This window comes from Microbacterium sp. NPDC058062 (assembly GCF_042885375.1).
Classification (GTDB): Bacteria; Actinomycetota; Actinomycetes; order Actinomycetales; family Microbacteriaceae; genus Microbacterium; species Microbacterium trichothecenolyticum_C.
In genome coordinates, this window is record NZ_JBHVSC010000002.1 from 37,726 (window position 1) to 55,817 (window position 18,092).

The 18,092-nt window shown below is 71.2% G+C and carries 18 protein-coding genes; 10 read left to right on the top strand and 8 right to left on the bottom strand.

The window, feature by feature from the left end; translation table 11 throughout:
* The first annotated feature begins 13 nt into the window (after positions 1-13).
* The 6 genes from ACFVSU_RS04820 (at position 14) to ACFVSU_RS04845 (ending at position 5,302) form a co-directional block, all read left to right on the top strand.
* Positions 14-694: a response regulator transcription factor gene (locus tag ACFVSU_RS04820; RefSeq protein ID WP_387138849.1), complete on the top strand. Its 681-nt coding sequence runs from the start codon at positions 14-16 to the stop codon at positions 692-694.
* Positions 691-1,728 carry a sensor histidine kinase gene (locus ACFVSU_RS04825; RefSeq protein ID WP_387138852.1) on the top strand — a complete coding sequence of 346 codons (1,038 nt, stop codon included), beginning with the start codon at positions 691-693 and terminating at the stop codon, positions 1,726-1,728. Before ACFVSU_RS04820 ends, ACFVSU_RS04825 begins: the two co-directional genes overlap by 4 nt.
* Before the next feature lie 84 nt (positions 1,729-1,812).
* Positions 1,813-2,346, top strand: coding sequence for a hypothetical protein (locus tag ACFVSU_RS04830; protein ID WP_387138855.1), 534 nt, complete (start codon positions 1,813-1,815; stop codon positions 2,344-2,346).
* A 56-nt stretch (positions 2,347-2,402) separates the two neighbouring features.
* Positions 2,403-3,821: a ferric reductase-like transmembrane domain-containing protein gene (locus tag ACFVSU_RS04835; protein ID WP_387138858.1), complete on the top strand. Its 1,419-nt coding sequence runs from the start codon at positions 2,403-2,405 to the stop codon at positions 3,819-3,821.
* Between the two features lie 30 nt (positions 3,822-3,851).
* Positions 3,852-4,448 carry an FMN-binding protein gene (locus tag ACFVSU_RS04840; RefSeq protein ID WP_387138861.1) on the top strand — a complete coding sequence of 199 codons (597 nt, stop codon included), beginning with the start codon at positions 3,852-3,854 and terminating at the stop codon, positions 4,446-4,448.
* The gene (locus ACFVSU_RS04845) at positions 4,445-5,302 is read left to right on the top strand and encodes an FAD:protein FMN transferase (protein WP_387138864.1); all 858 of its coding nucleotides are present in this window, start codon (positions 4,445-4,447) and stop codon (positions 5,300-5,302) included. Before ACFVSU_RS04840 ends, ACFVSU_RS04845 begins: the two co-directional genes overlap by 4 nt.
* Here the strand turns inward: ACFVSU_RS04845 and ACFVSU_RS04850 are convergent.
* From ACFVSU_RS04850 to ACFVSU_RS04870, 5 genes are all read right to left on the bottom strand, one after another.
* Positions 5,233-5,577, bottom strand: coding sequence for a DUF2200 domain-containing protein (locus ACFVSU_RS04850; protein WP_387138867.1), 345 nt, complete (start codon positions 5,575-5,577; stop codon positions 5,233-5,235). The two genes, ACFVSU_RS04845 and ACFVSU_RS04850, sit on opposite strands and share 70 nt — an antisense overlap.
* Before the next feature lie 283 nt (positions 5,578-5,860).
* The gene (locus ACFVSU_RS04855; RefSeq protein WP_387138870.1) at positions 5,861-6,814 is read right to left on the bottom strand and encodes an NAD(P)-dependent alcohol dehydrogenase; all 954 of its coding nucleotides are present in this window, start codon (positions 6,812-6,814) and stop codon (positions 5,861-5,863) included.
* A 71-nt stretch (positions 6,815-6,885) separates the two neighbouring features.
* Positions 6,886-8,904: an acyltransferase family protein gene (locus ACFVSU_RS04860; RefSeq protein ID WP_387138873.1), complete on the bottom strand. Its 2,019-nt coding sequence runs from the start codon at positions 8,902-8,904 to the stop codon at positions 6,886-6,888.
* 111 nt (positions 8,905-9,015) lie between these two features.
* Positions 9,016-10,236 (bottom strand): MFS transporter, encoded by a 1,221-nt coding sequence (locus ACFVSU_RS04865; protein WP_387138876.1) that lies wholly within the window; start codon positions 10,234-10,236, stop codon positions 9,016-9,018.
* A 27-nt stretch (positions 10,237-10,263) separates the two neighbouring features.
* Positions 10,264-11,925, bottom strand: a complete 1,662-nt coding sequence (locus tag ACFVSU_RS04870) for an alpha-amylase family protein (RefSeq protein WP_387138879.1) — start codon at positions 11,923-11,925, stop codon at positions 10,264-10,266.
* A gap of 180 nt (positions 11,926-12,105) precedes the next feature.
* Here ACFVSU_RS04870 and ACFVSU_RS04875 point away from each other — a divergent pair, with 180 nt between their 5' ends.
* The gene (locus ACFVSU_RS04875; protein WP_387138882.1) at positions 12,106-13,608 is read left to right on the top strand and encodes a SulP family inorganic anion transporter; all 1,503 of its coding nucleotides are present in this window, start codon (positions 12,106-12,108) and stop codon (positions 13,606-13,608) included.
* Here the strand turns inward: ACFVSU_RS04875 and ACFVSU_RS04880 are convergent.
* Entirely contained in the window at positions 13,583-14,047 is a 465-nt protein-coding gene (locus ACFVSU_RS04880) for a VanZ family protein (RefSeq protein WP_387138885.1), read from the bottom strand. The genes ACFVSU_RS04875 and ACFVSU_RS04880 overlap by 26 nt on opposite strands.
* 202 nt (positions 14,048-14,249) lie before the next feature.
* On the opposite strand from ACFVSU_RS04880, the gene msrB reads away from it, so the two are divergent.
* The 3 genes from msrB (at position 14,250) to ACFVSU_RS04895 (ending at position 16,350) form a co-directional block, all read left to right on the top strand.
* Positions 14,250-14,717: a peptide-methionine (R)-S-oxide reductase MsrB gene (gene msrB / locus ACFVSU_RS04885; protein ID WP_387138888.1), complete on the top strand. Its 468-nt coding sequence runs from the start codon at positions 14,250-14,252 to the stop codon at positions 14,715-14,717.
* On the top strand, positions 14,714-15,268 hold the full coding sequence (gene msrA / locus ACFVSU_RS04890; RefSeq protein ID WP_387138891.1) for a peptide-methionine (S)-S-oxide reductase MsrA: 555 nt from the start codon (positions 14,714-14,716) through the stop codon (positions 15,266-15,268). Before msrB ends, msrA begins: the two co-directional genes overlap by 4 nt.
* Positions 15,269-15,402: 134 nt before the next feature.
* Positions 15,403-16,350, top strand: coding sequence for a hypothetical protein (locus ACFVSU_RS04895; protein WP_387138894.1), 948 nt, complete (start codon positions 15,403-15,405; stop codon positions 16,348-16,350).
* Between the two features lie 3 nt (positions 16,351-16,353).
* On the opposite strand, the gene ACFVSU_RS04900 is transcribed toward ACFVSU_RS04895, so the two are convergent.
* Together ACFVSU_RS04900 and gnd are read right to left on the bottom strand one after the other, a co-directional pair.
* Positions 16,354-16,974, bottom strand: coding sequence for a GyrI-like domain-containing protein (locus ACFVSU_RS04900; protein ID WP_387138897.1), 621 nt, complete (start codon positions 16,972-16,974; stop codon positions 16,354-16,356).
* A complete protein-coding gene (gnd, locus tag ACFVSU_RS04905; protein ID WP_387138900.1) occupies positions 16,971-18,059 on the bottom strand; it encodes a phosphogluconate dehydrogenase (NAD(+)-dependent, decarboxylating) in 1,089 nt (362 codons plus the stop codon). The genes ACFVSU_RS04900 and gnd overlap by 4 nt, the downstream gene beginning before the upstream one ends.
* Between the last annotated feature and the right edge of the window lie 33 nt (positions 18,060-18,092).

The following is an 18,092-nucleotide window of genomic DNA, read 5'->3' on the forward strand; positions in this document are numbered from 1 at the left end:
CCAGACTGTGGACGTGCCCTCTTCGTCGTCTCCGCCGTCGCTCGCGCCGCGCCTGCTGTACGTCGAGGACGAGGCCGAGATCGCCGGCATCGTCGTCGAGATGCTGGGCGACGAATATGACGTCGACCATGCGGCGACGGGCGAGGAGGGCCTGCGCCTTGCACTCGGTCGCCGCTACGACGTGATCGTGGTCGATCGCCGTCTGCCTGGGATGTCGGGCGTCGAGCTCGTCGGCGCGGTCCGCACGGCGCGCATCGCGACGCCCGCACTCATGCTCACCGCGCTCGGCGCGGTGGACGACCGCGTGACCGGGCTCGACGCCGGCGCCGACGACTACCTCGTGAAGCCGTTCGACTTCGCCGAGCTGCGCGCCCGGCTGCGCGCGCTCCGCCGCGGGCGCGGAGCCGGCGATCGCCGCGAGCTCGGCGACTGGGTGTTCACCCCGGCCTCGCAGGCGCTCTACTCCCCGGCCGACGGCCGCATCCCGCTCACGCAGGCGGAGTCCGAGCTGCTGGAACTGCTGACCTCGAGCCCCGAGCACGTGTTCTCGCGCGACGAGATCCTCGCGCACGTGTTCCCCGGCGGCTCGGCCACCACCGTCGACACCTACGTGCACTACGTGCGCCGCAAGTCGACGCCCGAGATCATCGAGACCGTCCGCGCGCGCGGGTATCGCAGCGGGACGCCCCGATGAGCGAGCGGACGGATGCTGCGACCGCCGCCGACCGGCGGCGCGTGCAGCAGGCTGCCCTGCGTGCCGGGGTGTGGGTGGCCGTCGCCGCGGCGGCGGTCGTCGCGATTATCACGGCTGTCATCGTCGCCGTGATGTTCGCGACCTCACGCCCCGAACACGGTCCGCCGCACCCCGGCCCGGGCGGTGGCGGCTGGGACGGACCGGGCGATCGGGTGATCGACCTCGACGACGTCGTTCCCCTCGCGATCCTCATCGGGCTGATCGGCGTCGTCGCGCTGGGGTTCGTCGCCTGGTGGGCCTCCAAGCGGGCGGCGCAGCCGCTGGCGGACGCCCTCGAGGTGCAGCGCACCTTCGTCGCCGATGCCAGCCACGAATTGCGCACTCCCCTCACCACCCTGACGAGCCGCATCCAGCTCGCGCACTATCGGGTGGAACGCGGTGGTGACGTCGACGCCGTCCTCGCCGATCTGCGCCGCGACGCGGCGGTGATGGACGCGGTGCTCACCGACCTGCTGCTCACGGCCGAGACCGCCGGCGCCCGCGCCGGCGACGACGACGCCGTGGCATCGGTCGCCGCCGCCGCGCACGACGCGATCGCCGTCATCGAGCCGAGAGCCGTCGAGCGCGGCGTCGCGCTCGTCGCCGAGGCATCCGCCGATCTGCACGTCGCCGCCGACCACACGTCGCTGACGCGCGCGCTGATGGCGCTGCTCGACAATGCGGTGCGCTATTCGCCCGCCGGCTCGACGATCGCCGTCCACGCACGACCCGCCGGTCGCCACGTCGAGATCAGGGTCGTCGATCAGGGCAGCGGCATCGCCGGCATCGATCCCGATCGACTGTTCGACCGCTTCGCGCGCTCGAACGACGCTCCGAGCGAGGACGGGCGACGCGGCTTCGGGCTCGGCCTCGCGCTCGTGCGCGACATCGTCACGCGCTTCGACGGCAGCGTACGTGTCGAGAACACGTCGCCCGCCGGCACGACGTTCCTGCTGGATCTGCCGTCGGGTGGCCGGCGCACGCGCGAACGCTGAGGATGACGCGGCGTGAACTTATGAGAATGCCCAGATCGACCGACTCTTTGAGCAGTCTTGGAACCGCGGCGCGACAGTGTGGTCATGTCCGACAGCACGCCTGAAAAGCCCGCCGGCACGCCCGACGAGGCGGCCTCCACCGAACCGGTCACGCCCGAGCCCACCACACCCGCCCCTGCGGCGCCCACCCAGGCGACGACGCCTGTCCCGCCGCAGCCACCCGTCGCGCCGTCGACCCCCGCGTCGGATGCGACAGCGGCCGCTCCAGTCGCTCCGGTCGTGGCCGCCGCCCCCGCGCCCGCTACGGAGAAGCCGCCGTTCCTGCGGCGCACGTGGGTCAAGATCACCGGTGCCGCGGTCGCCGCCGTCCTGCTCCTCGGCGTCGGCTTCGGCACCGGTTGGGCCGCGGGCAGCTCGCGCGGACCCGCCGGCGGCCCGGTCGGCTGGAACCAGGACGGCAATGCGCCAGGCCGGCCTGGAGACGGGTCCGGGCAGTGCGGCGGCCCCGACGACGGCTGGCAGAACGGCGGACCCGGTGGCGGTCCCGGTCAGGGCGACCCGCGCGGCGACGACTCCGACTCCGATTCCGGCTCCGGGACCGACTCCGACGGGTCCTGAGCCTTCCCCCTAAGTCCTGAGTCTGAGTTCTGAGCCCTGAGTCCTGAGGAGCAGCCATGGCGACGATCGCGTCACCGACCGCACCGGTCGCGCTGCGGCATCCGTCCGTCTCGGCGGGACCGCACCGCGCAACCGCGTGGAACGCCGGCGCGATCCTCGCCATCTGGCTGACGAGCCTGTTCGTGGCGGCGCTGTGGGTGTCGGGCGGCGGAGTCGACGCGGTCCTCGGAGGCGGCGCGGAGGCAGTCAACGCGGTCGGGCGCCTCTGCGGCCTGGTCGCGGCGAACCTCCTGCTCTACCAGGTGCTGCTCATGGCGCGGGTGCCGCTGTTCGAGCGAGGGTTCGGCCGCGACGGCATCACGAGGATGCACCGCGTCGTCGGGTTCTGGTCGTTGTGGCTCATGCTCGCGCACATCGCGCTGCTCGTCGCCGGCTACGCGTCGGTCGCCCAGATCAACCCGTTCGTGCAGCTGTGGGAGTTCGTGTGGGACTACCCCGGCATGCTGCTCGCGACGGCGGGCGCCGTGCTCATCGTGCTCGTCGCGGTGACGTCGATGCGGCGCGCCCGGCGCCGGCTGCGGTACGAGTCGTGGCACCTGCTCCACCTGTACGCGTACATCGGCGTCGGCATCGCGCTGCCGCACCAGCTGTGGGCCGGCGCCGACTTCACGGCGTCGCCGTGGGCCACCGTCTACTGGTGGACCCTGTGGGCGCTCGCGGCCGCCGCCGTCGTCGTGTTCCGCCTCGGCGTTCCGGCGGTGCGGTCGTGGCGGCACGGTCTGCGGGTCGCCGCCATCGAGGCCGACGGCTCGGGCGGGGTGACCGTGCGGATGCGCGGACGCCGGCTCGAGCGCCTCGGCGCGCGCGGCGGCCAGTTCTTCGTCTGGCGCTTCCTCGACGGCGCAGGGTGGTCGCGCGGCCATCCGTTCTCCCTCTCCTCGGCACCCCGCGGCGGCGAGCTCGCCATCTCGGCGCGGATCGTCGGGGACGGCACCGCCCGGCTCGCCGCCCTGCGCCCCGGCACGCGGGTGCTGATCGAAGGCCCGTACGGTCGGATGACCGGAGACGAGCGCCGCGGGCACAAGCTGCTCATGGTCGGCGCCGGCGCCGGGGTCGCACCACTCGTGTCGCTGCTCGAGTCCGAGCCGTACGCTCCGGGCGACGCGACGCTCGTCACCCGTGACTCGACCCCTGACGCCGCATTGCGGGACGCCGCCATCGCCGCGCTCGTGCGTGATCGCGGGGTGCGACACGTTCGGCTCGACGGGCCGCGCGCGTCGTCCGCGACGCCGTGGCTGCCCGCGACGCATGCCGCCTGGAACGGCGCCGATGCCCTCCGTCATCTCGCGCCCGACCTCGCCGCGTACGACGTGTTCGTCTGCGGTCCGCAGCTGTGGATGGATGCCGTCACCCGCGACCTGCGTGCGGCGGGCGTCGCGCCGGCCCGCATCCACACCGAGTCCTTCACGATCTGAGGCCGTCATGCACCGTTCCAGGAGTCCGCGATGAAGAAGATCGTCTACGCCGTCCTCGCTACCCTCAGCGGCCTGGTGCTGCTGTTCAGCTATCGCACCTCGCACGTCGACGCGGTCCAGCCCGTCGCCGCGGACACCGCGACCACTTCGTCGAGCTCGTCCGGCTCGTCGGGCTCGACGGGCAGCGAAACCGACGCCGGCACTCAAACCGACACCGGCACTCAGACCGGCACCGGGACCCAGACCGACAGCGGCGGCGAGACAGATGCGGGTTCAGCCGCGGGCTCGAGCGGTGCGACCTCCGGGGCGACGGGCTCGGAGACAGGATCCGCGTCGTCGACCGGACTCTCCGACGGCACCTTCACGGGCTCGTCGGCGACCACCCGCTTCGGCCCGGTCCAGGTGCAGATCACGGTCTCGGGCGGGCAGATCACCGACGTCCAGGTGCCGGAGTACCCGTCGGGCAACCCCCGCGACCGCCAGATCAACCAGCGCGCACTGCCCGTGCTCGTCGCCGAGACCACCGCCGCCCAGTCCGCCGACATCGACATGGTGTCGGGCGCGACGTACACCAGCCAGGGCTACCTGCAGTCGCTGCAGAGCGCGATCGACCAGGCACGGGCATGAGGCGTCCGCCCCGGCACGTGGAAGTCGCCGACATCATGGGCACGGCGATCAGCGTGCATGTGATCGGTGACATCGACGCCCACGTCTTCGCCACCGCCACCGCCGCCTGTTTCAGCGAGCTGCGCCTCGTGGATCGGGTCTTCTCGCCGTATCGCGACGACTCCGACCTGCTGCGCGTGGCGCGCGGCGAGCTCGCGATGGTGGATGCCTCGCCCTGGGTCGCCGAGGTCGCCAGGGCGTGCGCGCAGGCCGAGTCCGACACCGGCGGCCTGTTCACCGCGACGTGGGCCGGTGTGTTCGACCCCACCGGCTACGTCAAAGGTTGGGCCGCGGAGCGGACGGCCCGTGCGCACCTCGCCCCGCTGCTCGAGCGCCCGGGCGTGGTCGCCGCGGGGATCAACGCGGGCGGCGACCTCCAGCTGTTCACCGCGCCGGGAGCGGACTGGACCTGGAACGTCGCGATCGTCGATCCCGCCGACCGGGCGCGGGTGCTCGCCACCGTGCCCGTGCGCGATGGAGCCGTCGCCACCTCGGGGAGCGCGGAGCGCGGAGCGCACATCATCGATCCGCGATCCGGCCGCGCGGCCACGGGAGCCGTGTCGGCGACGGTGGTGTCGGCAAGCCTCGCCCACGCCGATGTCTGGGCCACTGCGGCTGTCGTGGCCGGAGTCGACGACCTCGGGTGGATCGGACGCGCCGGCCCGACGACCGGCCTGATCGTCGACGACGCGGGTCGCGTCCGCCGTTGGCTCGACGGCGTCGAGGTGGGCGTCGACCCGGTCGATCAGGCGGCGCGGAGGATCTTCTCCATCGACTTCCCGCGGGCGAGCTCGTCGACGAGCTTGTCGAGGTAGCGAATCTTCTGCATCAGCGGGTCCTCGATCTCCTCGACGCGCATGCCGCAGATGACTCCCGTGATGAGCGAGGCGTTCGGGTTGAGGTCGGCGTCCGCGAAGAAGTCCTCGAAGGTCGTGTGCTCGTCGATGTGCTGCTTCAGCTCGGCGTCGTCGAACCCCGTGAGCCACTCGATGACCTCGTCGAGCTCCGCGGTCGTGCGTCCCTTCTTCTCGACCTTGGTGACGTAGAGCGGGTAGACCGAGGCGAAGCTGATCGAGAAGATCCGGTGCATGCCGACAGGCTAATACCGGACGGATGCCTCGGCACGCGGCATCCGGAGTCCCCGACGAACAAGATGGTCCCGGTGGGTTGCCCTCCCACCGGGACCATCACGCGTTCGCGGGAGACGGTACGGCGACCCGAACGCCGAAGCTCGACCGCTACGCGCTGAACTGCTTGTGTTGCTCCGCCAGGTTATTCGGAGGTACCCGGATCCGCCTGCCCGTTGACACACTGCGCGTCGGACTGATACCCACCGCGAGTCGCGTCGGCTCGAGGATGGCTCGAGCCCCGCATCAGCGCACCGCCACCACGACCTTGCCGAGGGCATGGCCCTCGCCGTGCCACGCGAGCGCCTCGGGCACCTGGTCGAGCGGGAACACGCGGTCGATCTGCACCTGCACCTCGCCCGCCGCACAGCGTTCGGCGACCGGGACGAACGCGGACGGCCCCTGGCGCACGACGAGCACGCCCAGGTGCGTGCGGGTCAGGGCCCCGAGCAGCGCGCCGGCGGTCAGCATCCGTATCAGGGTCCGTGCCGTTCCGCCCACCATCACGCACCGGCCGCCCTTCGCAAGCGCGCGGGCGTAGGCGAACACCGAACGGCGGGCGACCAGGTCCACGATGAGGTCGTACGGCCCGTGCCGCGTGAAGTCGTCGCGGCGGTAGTCGATCACCTCGTCCGCGCCGAGCGCGCGAAGGAAGTCGAGCTTGCCCGCGTTGTCGACCGCCGTCACGTGCACGCCCTGCTGGGCCGCAAGCTGGATCGCGAGGCTCCCCGAGCCTCCGCCGGCGCCGTTGAGCAGCATCCGTGCTCCCGGCTTCGCCAGCGCGACGGCATGGGTCGCGATCGCCGCAGCCTGCGGAAGAGCGGCCGCCTCGGCGAACGACAGCTCGGCAGGCTTCGGAGCCAGCATCGACTCGGGCACGGCGACGAACTCGGCGAACCCGCCGTAGCGGGGCATGATGTCGCCGAACACCGCGTCGCCGACCGCGAAGCGGGTCGCGCCGTCGCCGACGGCCGCGATCCGGCCGGCGATGTCGGAGCCGAGGATCCTCCGGCGGGGCCGGAACAGCCCGCCGATTCGGGCATAGGCGGGACTGCCGTGCAGCCCTTCCCAATCCGACAGGTTGACCGACGTCGCGAAGACCTCCACGAGCACCTCGCCGGCGGCGGGCACCGGCCGGGGGACGTCGCGCACCTCGAGCCGCTCGGGCGACCCGTACCGCTCGTATACGACCGCGCGCATGTCCCCCATCGTTCCGGGCTGGAGGGGCCGCGCGCAACGGCCGGCCCGCCGGCCGCCGGGCGTCGCCCCGATCAGCCGCCCGAAGCGGGTGGCAGCAGCGGCTGCAGTGCCTTGCCGAGCACGTCGGCCATGTCGGCGCTGATGGCGGCGGTGAGGTGGTGCGAGTCGCGGTAGACGAGAGTGTTGCCGATGATCGGCGGGCAGGCGTCAGCGTCGCAGAGGTATTCGTTGAGATCGACGAGCGGGATGCCGCGATTCTCGGCGGCGGTCACCTCACCCTCACGCGCGGCCCCCGCGAGCGCGACCGTCCGCGGTTGCGCGCACGCCGCCGCATCGGACAGGTGCGCCGACAGGCAGGGCGCCGGGTCCTCCCTCATGTCGGGGGTATCCGCCATCATCGCGACGGGCGCGTCGATCGCGTCGAGCGTGCGGCCGAACGCCGCCGCCCATGTCTTGGCATCGTCGTCGACGCCCGGGGCGAGCTCGGGGTCGGTGAACGTGGCCACGAGCACCAGGGCGGGCGGCGAGGCGTTGATGCGGTCGATCACGGCATCACGCCATTCGGGGCACTGCGGGTACGGTGCACCGCGGCGGAGCGACTCGATGTCGGCGGCGGGGCAGGAGCTCTTGGTGTGCACTTCGACCGAGTACCCCGCCGAGGTCGCGAAGCCCTCGAGCGCCGGGAACCACTGCGCGGCGTGCGAGTCGCCGAACAGCACGATGCGCGGCGCCGCGGGATCTCCGTAGACGCAGCCCTCGGCATCCGTCGAGGCGATGCCGAGCATGCAGCCGTCGTCGTAGACCTCGGGAAGGCTGTCGCGCGCGTCGCGCAGCGCGGGCGCGAGGTTGTCGGGCACGAAGTCGGTGCCGCGCGGGGCGTCGGCGATGACGGTGCTCGACGCCGCGCGCTCCGCGTGCAGGGACCGGGTGTCGGCCACCGCGTACGCGCCGCTGGCGAGCCCGAGGCACGCGAGCGAGCCGGCCAGCGCACCCGCCAGCGTGACGCGCGCCCGCCGCTTCGTGAGCAGCGGCGTCCGGCGCACCGGATCCTCCACGAACCGGTACAGCAGCCACGCGACCGGCACGCACGCGACCGCGATGCCGAGCGTCGTCCACAGCGGCAGCTCCCCCAGCAGCGCGGTGCCGGGCAGCACGAGTGCCGGCCAGTGCACGAGGTACAGCGAGTACGAGATCGTTCCGAGGAAGACCATGCCCCGGGCCGACAGCATCCGTGTCGGTCCGCGCCGCGACTCGCCCGCCGCGATCACGGCAGCCGTGCCGAGCACGGGAAGCGCGGCCGCCGCGCCCGGGAAGAGCGTCTCGGACGAGAAGAAGAAGACGGATGCCGCCACCGCCGCGATGCCCGCCCACCCCAGGGGCGCCGCCCACCGTTCGCCCACGATCCCGCGCCTCCGCTGCAGCAGCACGGCCACGAGCCCGCCGATGCCGAGCTCCCACGCGCGCGAGGGGAGCGAGAAGAACGCCCACGGCTGGGCGGCGAACGTGAGCCACACGCAGAGCGCGAACGACGCGGCCACCACGACGATGAGCACCCCGACGAGCGCGCGCCGCGACCGGACCAGCACCCACACCAGCGCGAGCAGCGCCGGCCACAGCAGGTAGAACTGCTCCTCGACGCCGAGCGACCAGTAGTGCTGGAACAGCGACGGGTTCGACGACTCGGCGAGGTAGTCCGAGTTCGCAGAGGCGAAGAAGTAGTTCGGCACATAGAGCGCCGTGGCGACGGCCGCCGCCCAGAGGTCCTTCATCAGCAGCGGCGGGTACCAGATGAGCGCGGCGGCGACCGAGAGCGTGAGCACCACGAAGGATGCCGGCAGGATCCGGCGCGCCCGTCGCGCGTAGAACTCCCCGAACCTCAGCCTGCCGTGGCTCTCCAGCTGACCCAGGAGATGGGACGTGATGAGGAAGCCCGAGATGACGAAGAACACGTCCACACCGACGTAGCCGCCCGGCAGGAACGGCAGGCCGGCGTGATAGAGCAGGACCGAGCCGACTGCGATCGCACGCAGTCCTTGGATATCGGCGCGAAAACCCGAGTGGTCGGGCTGGGCGCTGGCTCGGTCCACCACTCGAGCGACTCTAGGTCGACGGGGTGAACAGCTGACACCCCCTTGACTCGACGCCTCAGACGCTCCACCATTCGGCCACGGATGCCTCGACCCGCAGCATCCGCTCCTCCCTCACCGCACGCGCGGCGCCGCCGGACGCAGCCACGCCACCGCCAGCAGCACGGCCGTCGCGATCAGCGCCAGCACCGCCACGGCGACGCCGTCCCACCCGGCCGCGACGAACACGAGGCCCAGCGCCCAGCCGAACAGGCTGGAGCCGCCGTAATAGCCGAGGTAGTACAGCGACGAGGCCTGCGCCCGCGCATCCGGCGTGCTCGCGACAGGCGCCCAGCCCGACGCCACGGCGTGCGCGGCGAAGAACCCGGCCGTGAAGACGAGGAGGCCCGCCAGCACGACGGGGACGGCCGGCACCAGCGTGAGCGCCGCTCCCGCCGCCATCACGGTGCTCGAGATCAGCAGGACCGGAAGCCGCCCGAAGCGCGACGCGAGCGTTCCCGCGATGGGCGACGCGACGGTGCCGGCGAGGTAGGCGAGGAACAGCAGGCTGACCGCCCAGTGCGGCATCGAGTACGGGGGCTCGGCGAGCGCGAAGCCGAGGTAGTTGTAGAGCGCGACGAAGCCGCCCATCAGCAGGAACCCCTGCGCGTACAGTGCGAGCTGCCGCCGCGACCGCAGGTTCACTGCCAGCCGGTGCAGCAGCGACGGCCCGGGGTGCGGGCGATGGCGCAGGGCTACGAACCCGCGCGCCTTCGGCACCAGCATCAGGAAGGCGACCGCCGAGACGGCGCACACGACCGCGACGACGAGCACCCCGATCTCCCAGCCGGCGAAGTCGCCGATCGGTCCGGCGACGATGCGGCCCGCGAGCCCGCCGATCGTGGTGCCCGCGATGTAGCTGCCCGCGGCGGCCGCGGTGTGCGCAGCATCCACCTCCTCGCTGAGATAGGCGAGCGCGATCGCCGGGACTGCGCCGAGACCCACACCCTCGAGCAGGCGCAGCGCGAGCAGCGTGCCGAAGTCGGGACTGAACGGAGCGAGCAGGCCGAACACCGTCGCCGCGATGATCCCGACCGTCATCGCGGGGACTCTGCCGACGCGGTCGGCGACGGCCGACCACGGGATGACGGTGACGGCGAGCGCGAGTGTCGTCACCGACACCGTGAGCGCCGCGGTCGCGGGCGGCACGGCGAACTCGGCGGCGATCAGCGGCAGCACCGCCTGCGGCGAATACAGCTGCGCGAACGTCGCGACGCCCGCGAAGAACAGCCCCGCGATGAGCCGGCGGTACGCCCGATCGCCGGGCAGATGCCCTGTGAACACGGAGGCCGACATCGGCCTCCACGTTACTCCGGACCGTCCCTATGACACGCGCCCGTCGCCCGGTCGTGCGACCCGCAGCCAGCGATACCCGTAGCCGGGCAGCTCCAACTCGACGCGACCCTTCTCATCGAGCTCGAGGCGGTCCGACCCGAGCAGGTCGACGAGGCACGTGCCCTCGGGCTCGTCCGGCAGCGCGAACTGCGTCGTCGCCGGCACCTCGTCGAAGTTGTGGATCGCGACCATCCGGCCGACGTCCGCGCGCAGCGCGTGCACCAGGACCGCCTCCACCGGCTGCTCGAGGACCTCGAACGCGCCCCAGCCGAGCTCGGGCGAGATGCGGTACCGCGACGCCAGGTCGCGGAAGAAGTGCAGGAGCGAGCTGCGGTCCGTGATCTGGGCGGCCGCGTTGACGTGCTCGGGCGCGTAGCCGTCCCCCGGCGGGCGAGCGACGAGACGGGACGGCGGAGCCGACGAGAAGCCGCCGTTCTTGTCGCCCGTCCACTGCATCGGCGTGCGGACCGCGAGGCGCCCGGGGATGTCGATGTTCTCCCCCATTCCGATCTCCTCGCCGTAGAGCAGCACCGGGGTGCCGGGCAGCGTGAACAGCAGGCTGTAGGCCATGCGGATGCGTCGCGGGTCGCCGAGCATCGGCGGCAGGCGACGCGTGATCCCGCGGCCGTACACACGCTGGCGCTCGTCGGGCGCGAAGGCCGCGAACACCTCCTCGCGCTCCGCGTCCGACAGCTTGTCGAGGGTCAGCTCGTCGTGATTGCGCAGGAAGTTCGCCCACTGCACGTCCTCGGGGAGAGGGGGGCGCGAGGTCAGTGCCTCGACGAGTGGCGCGGGGTTCTTGCGCGCCAGCGACAGGTAGCACGCCTGCATGCCGATGAAGTCGAACTGCATCGACAGCTCGTTGACCTCGGAACCGCCGAAGTACTCGACCTGCTGCTCGTACGGCAGGTTCACCTCGCCGAGGAGGATCGCCTCGCTCGATCGGCGCTGCAGGAAGCGCCGGAAATCGCGCAGCAGCTCGTGAGGATCCCGGATCTGCGCGCCCGGCGGCATCTCGAGGAAGAACGGGACCGCATCGACGCGGAAGCCGGCGACCCCGAGCTGCAGCCAGTACCCGACGACCCGCGCCAGCTCGTCGCGCACGACGGGGTTCGCGATGTTGAGGTCGGGCTGGTGCTCGTAGAAGCTGTGCTGGTACCACTGGCCCGATGCTGCGTCCTCGGTCCAGATGCCCTTCGCCTCACCGGGGAACACGGTGTTCTTCTGCCCCTTGGGCGGCGGATCGTCGCGCCACACGTAGTAGTCCCGGTAGGGCGAGTTGACGCTGCGCTTCGCCTTCAGGAACCACGGGTGCCGGTCGGAGGTGTGGTTGACGACGAGATCCATGATCACCCGCATGCCCCGGTCGTTGGCCGTCCGGATCACCTCGACGAGCTCGCCGTGGTTGCCGAGCCGTGGATCGACCCCGTAGAAGTCCGTGATGTCGTAGCCGTCGTCGCGATCCGGCGTCGGGTAGAACGGCATGAGCCACAGGCAGGTCACACCCAGCTGCGCGAGATAGTCGATGCGCTGCGCCAGCCCCTGCATGTCGCCGGTCCCGTCGCCGTCGGCGTCCATGTACGTCTCGACGTCCAGGCAGTAGATGATGGCGCTCTTCCACCACAGGTCGCTCGTGTCGGTGATCTTCATCGTTCCTCCTTGTCACCGTCCTCCGAGCCTGACGGGCGTGGCGCGTGGCGGGGAGGGCCTTGAGTTCGATGGCGTCGTTGGGTACGCGGCTAGAGTCGAAGGGCCGCGCGGGTCGCGGCATCCCTCCCCTCATCCACCCCCTGCGGGCGCAACGGTGCGCGCGAAATCCGAGGAGCACCCGTGTCCGTCGTCGCCGATTCCGCCGATCGCTACCGCAGCGAGCCGACCGTGCTGCAGGCGCTGCGCCGGCCGCGGCTGCTCACCCGTGAGGTCGTCGCCGGGCTCGTCGTCGCACTCGCCCTCATCCCCGAGGCCATCGCGTTCTCGGTCGTCGCGGGCGTCGACCCGCGGGTGGGACTGTTCTCCTCGTTCGTGCTCGCCGTCGTCATCGCGTTCACCGGCGGCCGTCCGGCGATGATCACCGCCGCCGCGGGCGCAGTCGCACTGGTGATCGCACCCGTCGCACGCGAGTACGGCTCGGACTACCTCATCGTCACGATCGCGCTGGCAGGCATCCTCCAGGTGCTGTTCGCGGTGCTGGGCGTCGCCCGGCTCATGAGGTTCATCCCCCGCAGCGTCATGGTCGGCTTCGTGAACGCCCTCGCGATCCTGATCTTCCTGTCGCAGATGCCGCAGCTCGTCGATGTGCCCTGGGCGGTGTACGTGCTCGTCGCCGCAGGGCTCGGCATCCTGTTCGTCTGGCCGCGCGTCACGCGTGCCATCCCCGCACCGCTCATCGCGATCGTGGTGCTGACCGTGGTCGTCGTGGTGTTCGGGCTCTCAGCGGTTCCGAACGTCGCCGACCAGGGCGAGCTCCCCCGGAGCCTTCCGGAGCTCCTCATCCCGAACGTCCCGCTGACGTGGGAGACGCTGCAGATCGTCGCGCCTTACGCGTTCGCCGCGGCGCTGGTGGGTCTGCTCGAGTCGCTGATGACCGCGAAGCTCGTCGACGACATCACCGACACCCACTCGCGCAAGACCCGTGAGGCGTGGGGACTCGGCGTCGCCAACATCGCCTCGGCGTTCTTCGGCGGCACCGGCGGCTGCGCGATGATCGGCCAGACGATGATCAACGTGAAGACCTCCGGCGGTCGCACGAGGATCTCGACGTTCATGGCGGGCGTGTGGGTGCTGATCCTGGTCGTCGCCCTGGGCGACATCGTCGGGCTGATCCCGATGGCCGCCCTCGTCGCGGTGATGATCGTGGTGTCGGTCATGACGTTCGACTGGCACAGCATCCGTCCGTCGACGCTGAAGCGGATGCCGCTGAGCGAGACCCTCGTGATGCTCGTGACCGTCGTGGCCACGGTGTGGACGCACAATCTCGCCGTCGGCGTGATCCTCGGCGTGCTCGCCGCCATGGTGCTGTTCGCCCGGCGCGTCGCGCACTTCACGACCGTGACGCGCGAGGTCGACGGCGACACCGCCCGCTATCGCGTGGACGGCGAGCTCTTCTTCGCCTCGAGCAACGACCTCACCACGCAGTTCGAGTACGCCGCCGACCCGCCTCACGTCGTCATCGACCTCTCGCGCACCCACGTCTGGGACGCGTCGACGGTCGCCGCCCTCGACACCATCGTCACGAAGTACGAGGCGCGCGGAACATCCGTCGAGCTGCACGGGATGACGGATGCTGCGGCCCGCTTCCACCGCCGCCTCAGCGGTGAGCTCGGCTCGGCCTGACCGAACGCCGCAGCAGGCGTCCGACCGCCGCGACGGCCAGAGCAACGAGCGTCACCGAGACCACGCCGATCGTCGTTCCGACGGTGTTCCACAGCACGTCGTCGACATCGGGCACCCTGCCGGGGATCGAGGCCTGCAGGTACTCGACGGTGGCCGACAGCGCGAGGCCGCCGACGATCGCCACCCACCAGAGCCCGCGCGGGAGGAGCAGTGCCAGTGCTGCGCCGAGCGGCACGAACAGGAGCGCGTTGAGGATCTGATCGATGCTCGCGTGCGGAAGCAGGGCGGACACGGGTGCGGCCACGGCCTCGGTGGCGCGCAGGAACGAACCGCGCGCCGGCGCGACGATCGCACGCGGCCCGAGCGTCAGTGCCGCCACTGCGAGGAGGGCGACGGCGCCGGCGACGACGCGCGGGCCCGTGGTGATGCGGTCGTTCATGGTCGACGCCTTCCGGCCGGGGATCGGGGGCTCCGGCCGGACCAGTCCACGCGAACCGATGTTTCGTCGGCGTATGCGAAACGGCCGGAGACACCCGTCGCCCAGAACTCGAAGCTCGCTCCCAGGTTCGCGGGACCAAAACCCGCGAGGCATCCGTTCTCCTCTATGACGCCGCAGCCAGCCGCGTCGAACTGGAGGAATCGTGAGCAACGAGTACCGCAAGACCCCCGAGGCGCTGAGCCGCCTCACCGACACCCAGTACCGCGTCACGCAGGAGGAGGGCACCGAGCCCGCCTTCCGCAACGCCTACTGGAACAACCACGAGCCCGGCATCTACGTCGACGTCGTCTCGGGCCAGCCGCTCTTCTCGTCGACCGACAAGTACGACAGCGGAACCGGATGGCCCAGCTTCACCAAGCCCATCGAGCCCGACGCCGTCTCGACCAAGAAGGACTGGAAGCTGCTGCTGCCGCGCACCGAGGTGCGCTCATCGGGCGCCGACAGCCATCTGGGTCACGTCTTCCCCGACGGCCCACGGCAGGCCGGGGGCCTGAGATACTGCATGAATTCGGCCGCACTGCGCTTCGTGCCCGCATCGTCGCTCGAGGACGAGGGCTACGGCGCCTACCGACACCTCTTCACCACCGAGAACCAGGAGCACGCATCATGACCAGCGGTCCCTTCGACACCGGCGAGATCACCCGCACCCCCGGAACCGAGACGGCGGTCCTCGCCGGCGGCTGTTTCTGGGGCATGGAGGACCTCATCCGCCGCCAGCCCGGCGTGCTCGACACCCGTGTCGGCTACACCGGCGGCGAGAACGCGCACGCGACCTACCGCAAGCACCCGGGTCACGCGGAGGCGGTCGAGATCGTCTTCGACCCCGCGAAGACCTCGTACCGCGACATCCTGGCGTTCTTCTTCCAGATCCACGACCCGTCGACGATGAACCGCCAGGGCAACGACATCGGCTCGAGCTACCGCTCCGCGATCTTCCCGCTGTCCGCCGAGCAGGCCGAGGTCGCGCGCGACACCATCGCCGACGTCGACGCCTCGGGTCTCTGGCCCGGCAAGGCCGTCACCACGATCGAGCCCGAGGGCCCGTTCTGGGAGGCCGAGCCCGAGCACCAGGACTACCTGATCCGCATCCCCAACGGCTACACGTGCCACTTCCCGCGGGCCGGCTGGGTGCTCCCCAAGCGCGCCGACGCGACGGCGTAAGCACGACGTGAAACGGATGCCGCGACCCGCCCGGCCGCGGCATCCGTTCGTCCGCCGGGGTATCACGAGGCGCGTGTGCGCTCTCCTCACAGCATGCGGCGCAACCCGCGCCGCGAGGCCAAGGGAGAGCGATCGTGGCTGATGCGACGCTGCCGGCGCCACCGACCGTCGGCATCAAGATCCCCGAGGGCAGGTCATGGATCGCCCTCGAGATCGGACGGATGCGGGAGGCCGCCCGAGGACGCGCGGCCGCGCGCAAGCGTGCGACTTCGCGGAAGAAGCCGATCGGGCTCCTCCACGTCGACGACGCGCAGTTCCAGAAGGCGGCGCTGATCGTCGCCGTGAACGCCCCGCAGCAGTTCGGTAGGCTGGACGAGATCATCCTGCGCGGGCGGTTCGTCCTGCGCGGCGAAGACGTCGCCACGCTCGACGAACTGGTGCACGAAGCGGTGAGAATCGCCGCGATCGGCTTCGACGGACCGGGCCCCCACCCCTCGGAGCTCACCGCCCTGGACGGCCGCATCATCTACGCGGCCGATTTCCTCCAGCGCAGAGAAGGCGAGATCGCGCGCCGACGGTACGCGCGAGGCCTGCTCGGCGGCGTCACGATGACGTTCTTCCTCCTCCTGCTCATCGGCGCCGGCGGCGCGGCCGTCATCACGCTGTGGCGCCACGGGCCGATGCCGGTGGACCAGAGCGAGGCCCTGCGTGATGTGCTGGTCGCCGTCGGAGCAGGCGCGGCGGGCGCCTGCGTGAGCGTCATGCTGCGCATGCACCGGATGCACAATCTCACGATCGAGTCGGCCGCCCGGGGTGCGGCGATCTACCGCATCTTCCTCGGCTGGTTCTTCGCCGCGGCCGTGGTGTTCTTCCTGAAGAGCGGACTGCTCGCGGGCATCTTCACCGTCCCCGACGATCACATCGCGAGCTGGTTCTTCTGGGGCGCCGTCGGATTCCTGGCAGGGTTCAACGAACGCTGGGCCACGAACCTCATCTCGCGCGGTCCGGGCAGCACCACGGAGGGCACCCACGGCCACCCGGCGCCGGACGCGCCCGACGCCGCGAAGCCGCCGACCGCCTGAACGTCAGTCCGACGGCTCGACGGGCTGGCGCAGGATCGTGCGGAGCTTCTCGGGGGCCGTGCGGCGAGGGTCCGCGAGGTAGATCTCGTGGTGCAGCCCGCGCATGCGCAGCCGTGCTTCGGGGATGAAGCGCTCGTGCATCTCGGCGAGGACCGGCGCTTCGTCGTCGTACGACCCGACGTGCAGGGTCTGCACGCAGCGGCCCTCGGCGAGTTCCGTCAGGCGCAGCCGATCCAGGGCGGGTGACGCGCCCTTGGCGGCGGCCGCATCCCGCGCCCGTTCGAAGTGCCCGCCGTCGAGCCACTCGGGGACGAAGCTCATCATCGTCCAGCTCCACCGGGACTTGTCGCGCTCCGACGTGAACGCCGCCATGTCGTCGGACCACCACAGGCCCTCGAGCGGCATCACGACGTAGTCGCGGCCGAGCTCGGCCTTGCTGAAGAACTTCAGCTTGTAGGCGACCCCGAACACCGCCGCCACGGCCTCGCCGTACTCGTCCGAGGTGTTGGGGTCGCCGTGACCGTCGACCATGAGGTACTGCATCGGTGGGACGTCCACGATCTCGAACGACCCGCGCGGCGCCGTGTACGCCGCGATCGACTTCTTGAGATCGGCCTTGGTCACGAAGCGCCGTCGGTCTGGGACTGACCGCCGCTCGACGACTCCGACTTGCGCGAGCCCGCCTCGAGCACATCACCGGCGGGCAGCTCCTGGTGGCCGCCGAACTGCAGCCGCATGGCCGAGAGCACTTGGTTGGCGAAATGGTCCTCGCCGCGCGAGGCGAATCGTTCGAACAGGGATGCTGCGAGCACCGGCGCGGGAACACCCGTGTCGACCGCGGCCTTGACCGTCCAGCGTCCCTCCCCCGAGTCCGAGACGCGTCCCGCGAGACCGTCGAGCGTGGGGTTGCCCTGGAGCGCCGCCGCGGTGAGGTCGAGGAGCCACGACGAGATCACCGATCCGCGGCGCCACAGCTCCGCGACCTTCGGGGTGTCGATCGTGAACTGGTAGAACTCGGGCTCCTCGAGCGGGGCGACCTCGGCGGAGTGCTCGGCCTCCTGCACGCCGGCATCCGCGTGCTCCAGGATGTTGAGGCCTTCAGCGAGCGCCGCCATCACGCCGTACTCGATGCCGTTGTGCACCATCTTCACGAAATGACCCGCACCGGACGGACCGCAATGGAGGTAGCCCAGTTCCTCGGGCGCGAAGTCCCCGGCGCGGCCCGGCGTGCGCTCGACCTCGCCGTTTCCCGGGGCGATCGTGCGCAGGATCGGCTCGATGCGGGCGAACGCCTCGTCGGGGCCGCCGACCATGAGGCAGTATCCGCGATCGAGGCCGAACACGCCCCCGCTCGTGCCGACGTCGACGTAGTGGATCCCGCTGTCCCGCAGCGCGGCCGCACGGCGGACGTCGTCGCGGTAGTTCGAGTTGCCGCCGTCGATGATGATGTCGCCCGGGTCCATCAGCGCGGCGACCTCGTCGACGACCGTGCTCGTGAGCCCGGCGGGGATCATGAGCCAGACCGCGCGCGGCGCCTCGAGCTTCGACACGAGGTCGGCGAGGCCCTCGGATCCGACGGCGCCCTCGCCCGCGAGAGCGGACACGGCGTCCGGGCTGACGTCGTACACGACGCATTCGTGACCGTCCCGCATCAGGCGCCGGACGATGTTGCCGCCCATCCGGCCGAGGCCCACCATTCCCAGCTGCATCGCGTCTCCTTCGCTCGCCTGTGGCGAGAGCGC

Bases quoted from the DNA above. Each gene is read 5' to 3' on its own strand.
- ACFVSU_RS04825 (WP_387138852.1), top strand. From the start codon at position 691: ATGAGCGAGCGGACGGATGCTGCGACCGCCGCCGACCGGCGGCGCGTG.
- ACFVSU_RS04830 (WP_387138855.1), top strand. From the start codon at position 1,813: ATGTCCGACAGCACGCCTGAAAAGCCCGCCGGCACGCCCGACGAGGCG.
- ACFVSU_RS04835 (WP_387138858.1), top strand. From the start codon at position 2,403: ATGGCGACGATCGCGTCACCGACCGCACCGGTCGCGCTGCGGCATCCG.
- ACFVSU_RS04840 (WP_387138861.1), top strand. From the start codon at position 3,852: ATGAAGAAGATCGTCTACGCCGTCCTCGCTACCCTCAGCGGCCTGGTG.
- ACFVSU_RS04845 (WP_387138864.1), top strand. From the start codon at position 4,445: ATGAGGCGTCCGCCCCGGCACGTGGAAGTCGCCGACATCATGGGCACG.
- ACFVSU_RS04850 (WP_387138867.1), bottom strand. From the start codon at position 5,577: ATGCACCGGATCTTCTCGATCAGCTTCGCCTCGGTCTACCCGCTCTAC.
- ACFVSU_RS04855 (WP_387138870.1), bottom strand. From the start codon at position 6,814: ATGCGCGCGGTCGTATACGAGCGGTACGGGTCGCCCGAGCGGCTCGAG.
- ACFVSU_RS04865 (WP_387138876.1), bottom strand. From the start codon at position 10,236: ATGTCGGCCTCCGTGTTCACAGGGCATCTGCCCGGCGATCGGGCGTAC.
- ACFVSU_RS04870 (WP_387138879.1), bottom strand. From the start codon at position 11,925: ATGAAGATCACCGACACGAGCGACCTGTGGTGGAAGAGCGCCATCATC.
- ACFVSU_RS04880 (WP_387138885.1), bottom strand. From the start codon at position 14,047: ATGAACGACCGCATCACCACGGGCCCGCGCGTCGTCGCCGGCGCCGTC.
- msrA (WP_387138891.1), top strand. From the start codon at position 14,714: ATGACCAGCGGTCCCTTCGACACCGGCGAGATCACCCGCACCCCCGGA.
- gnd (WP_387138900.1), bottom strand. From the start codon at position 18,059: ATGCAGCTGGGAATGGTGGGCCTCGGCCGGATGGGCGGCAACATCGTC.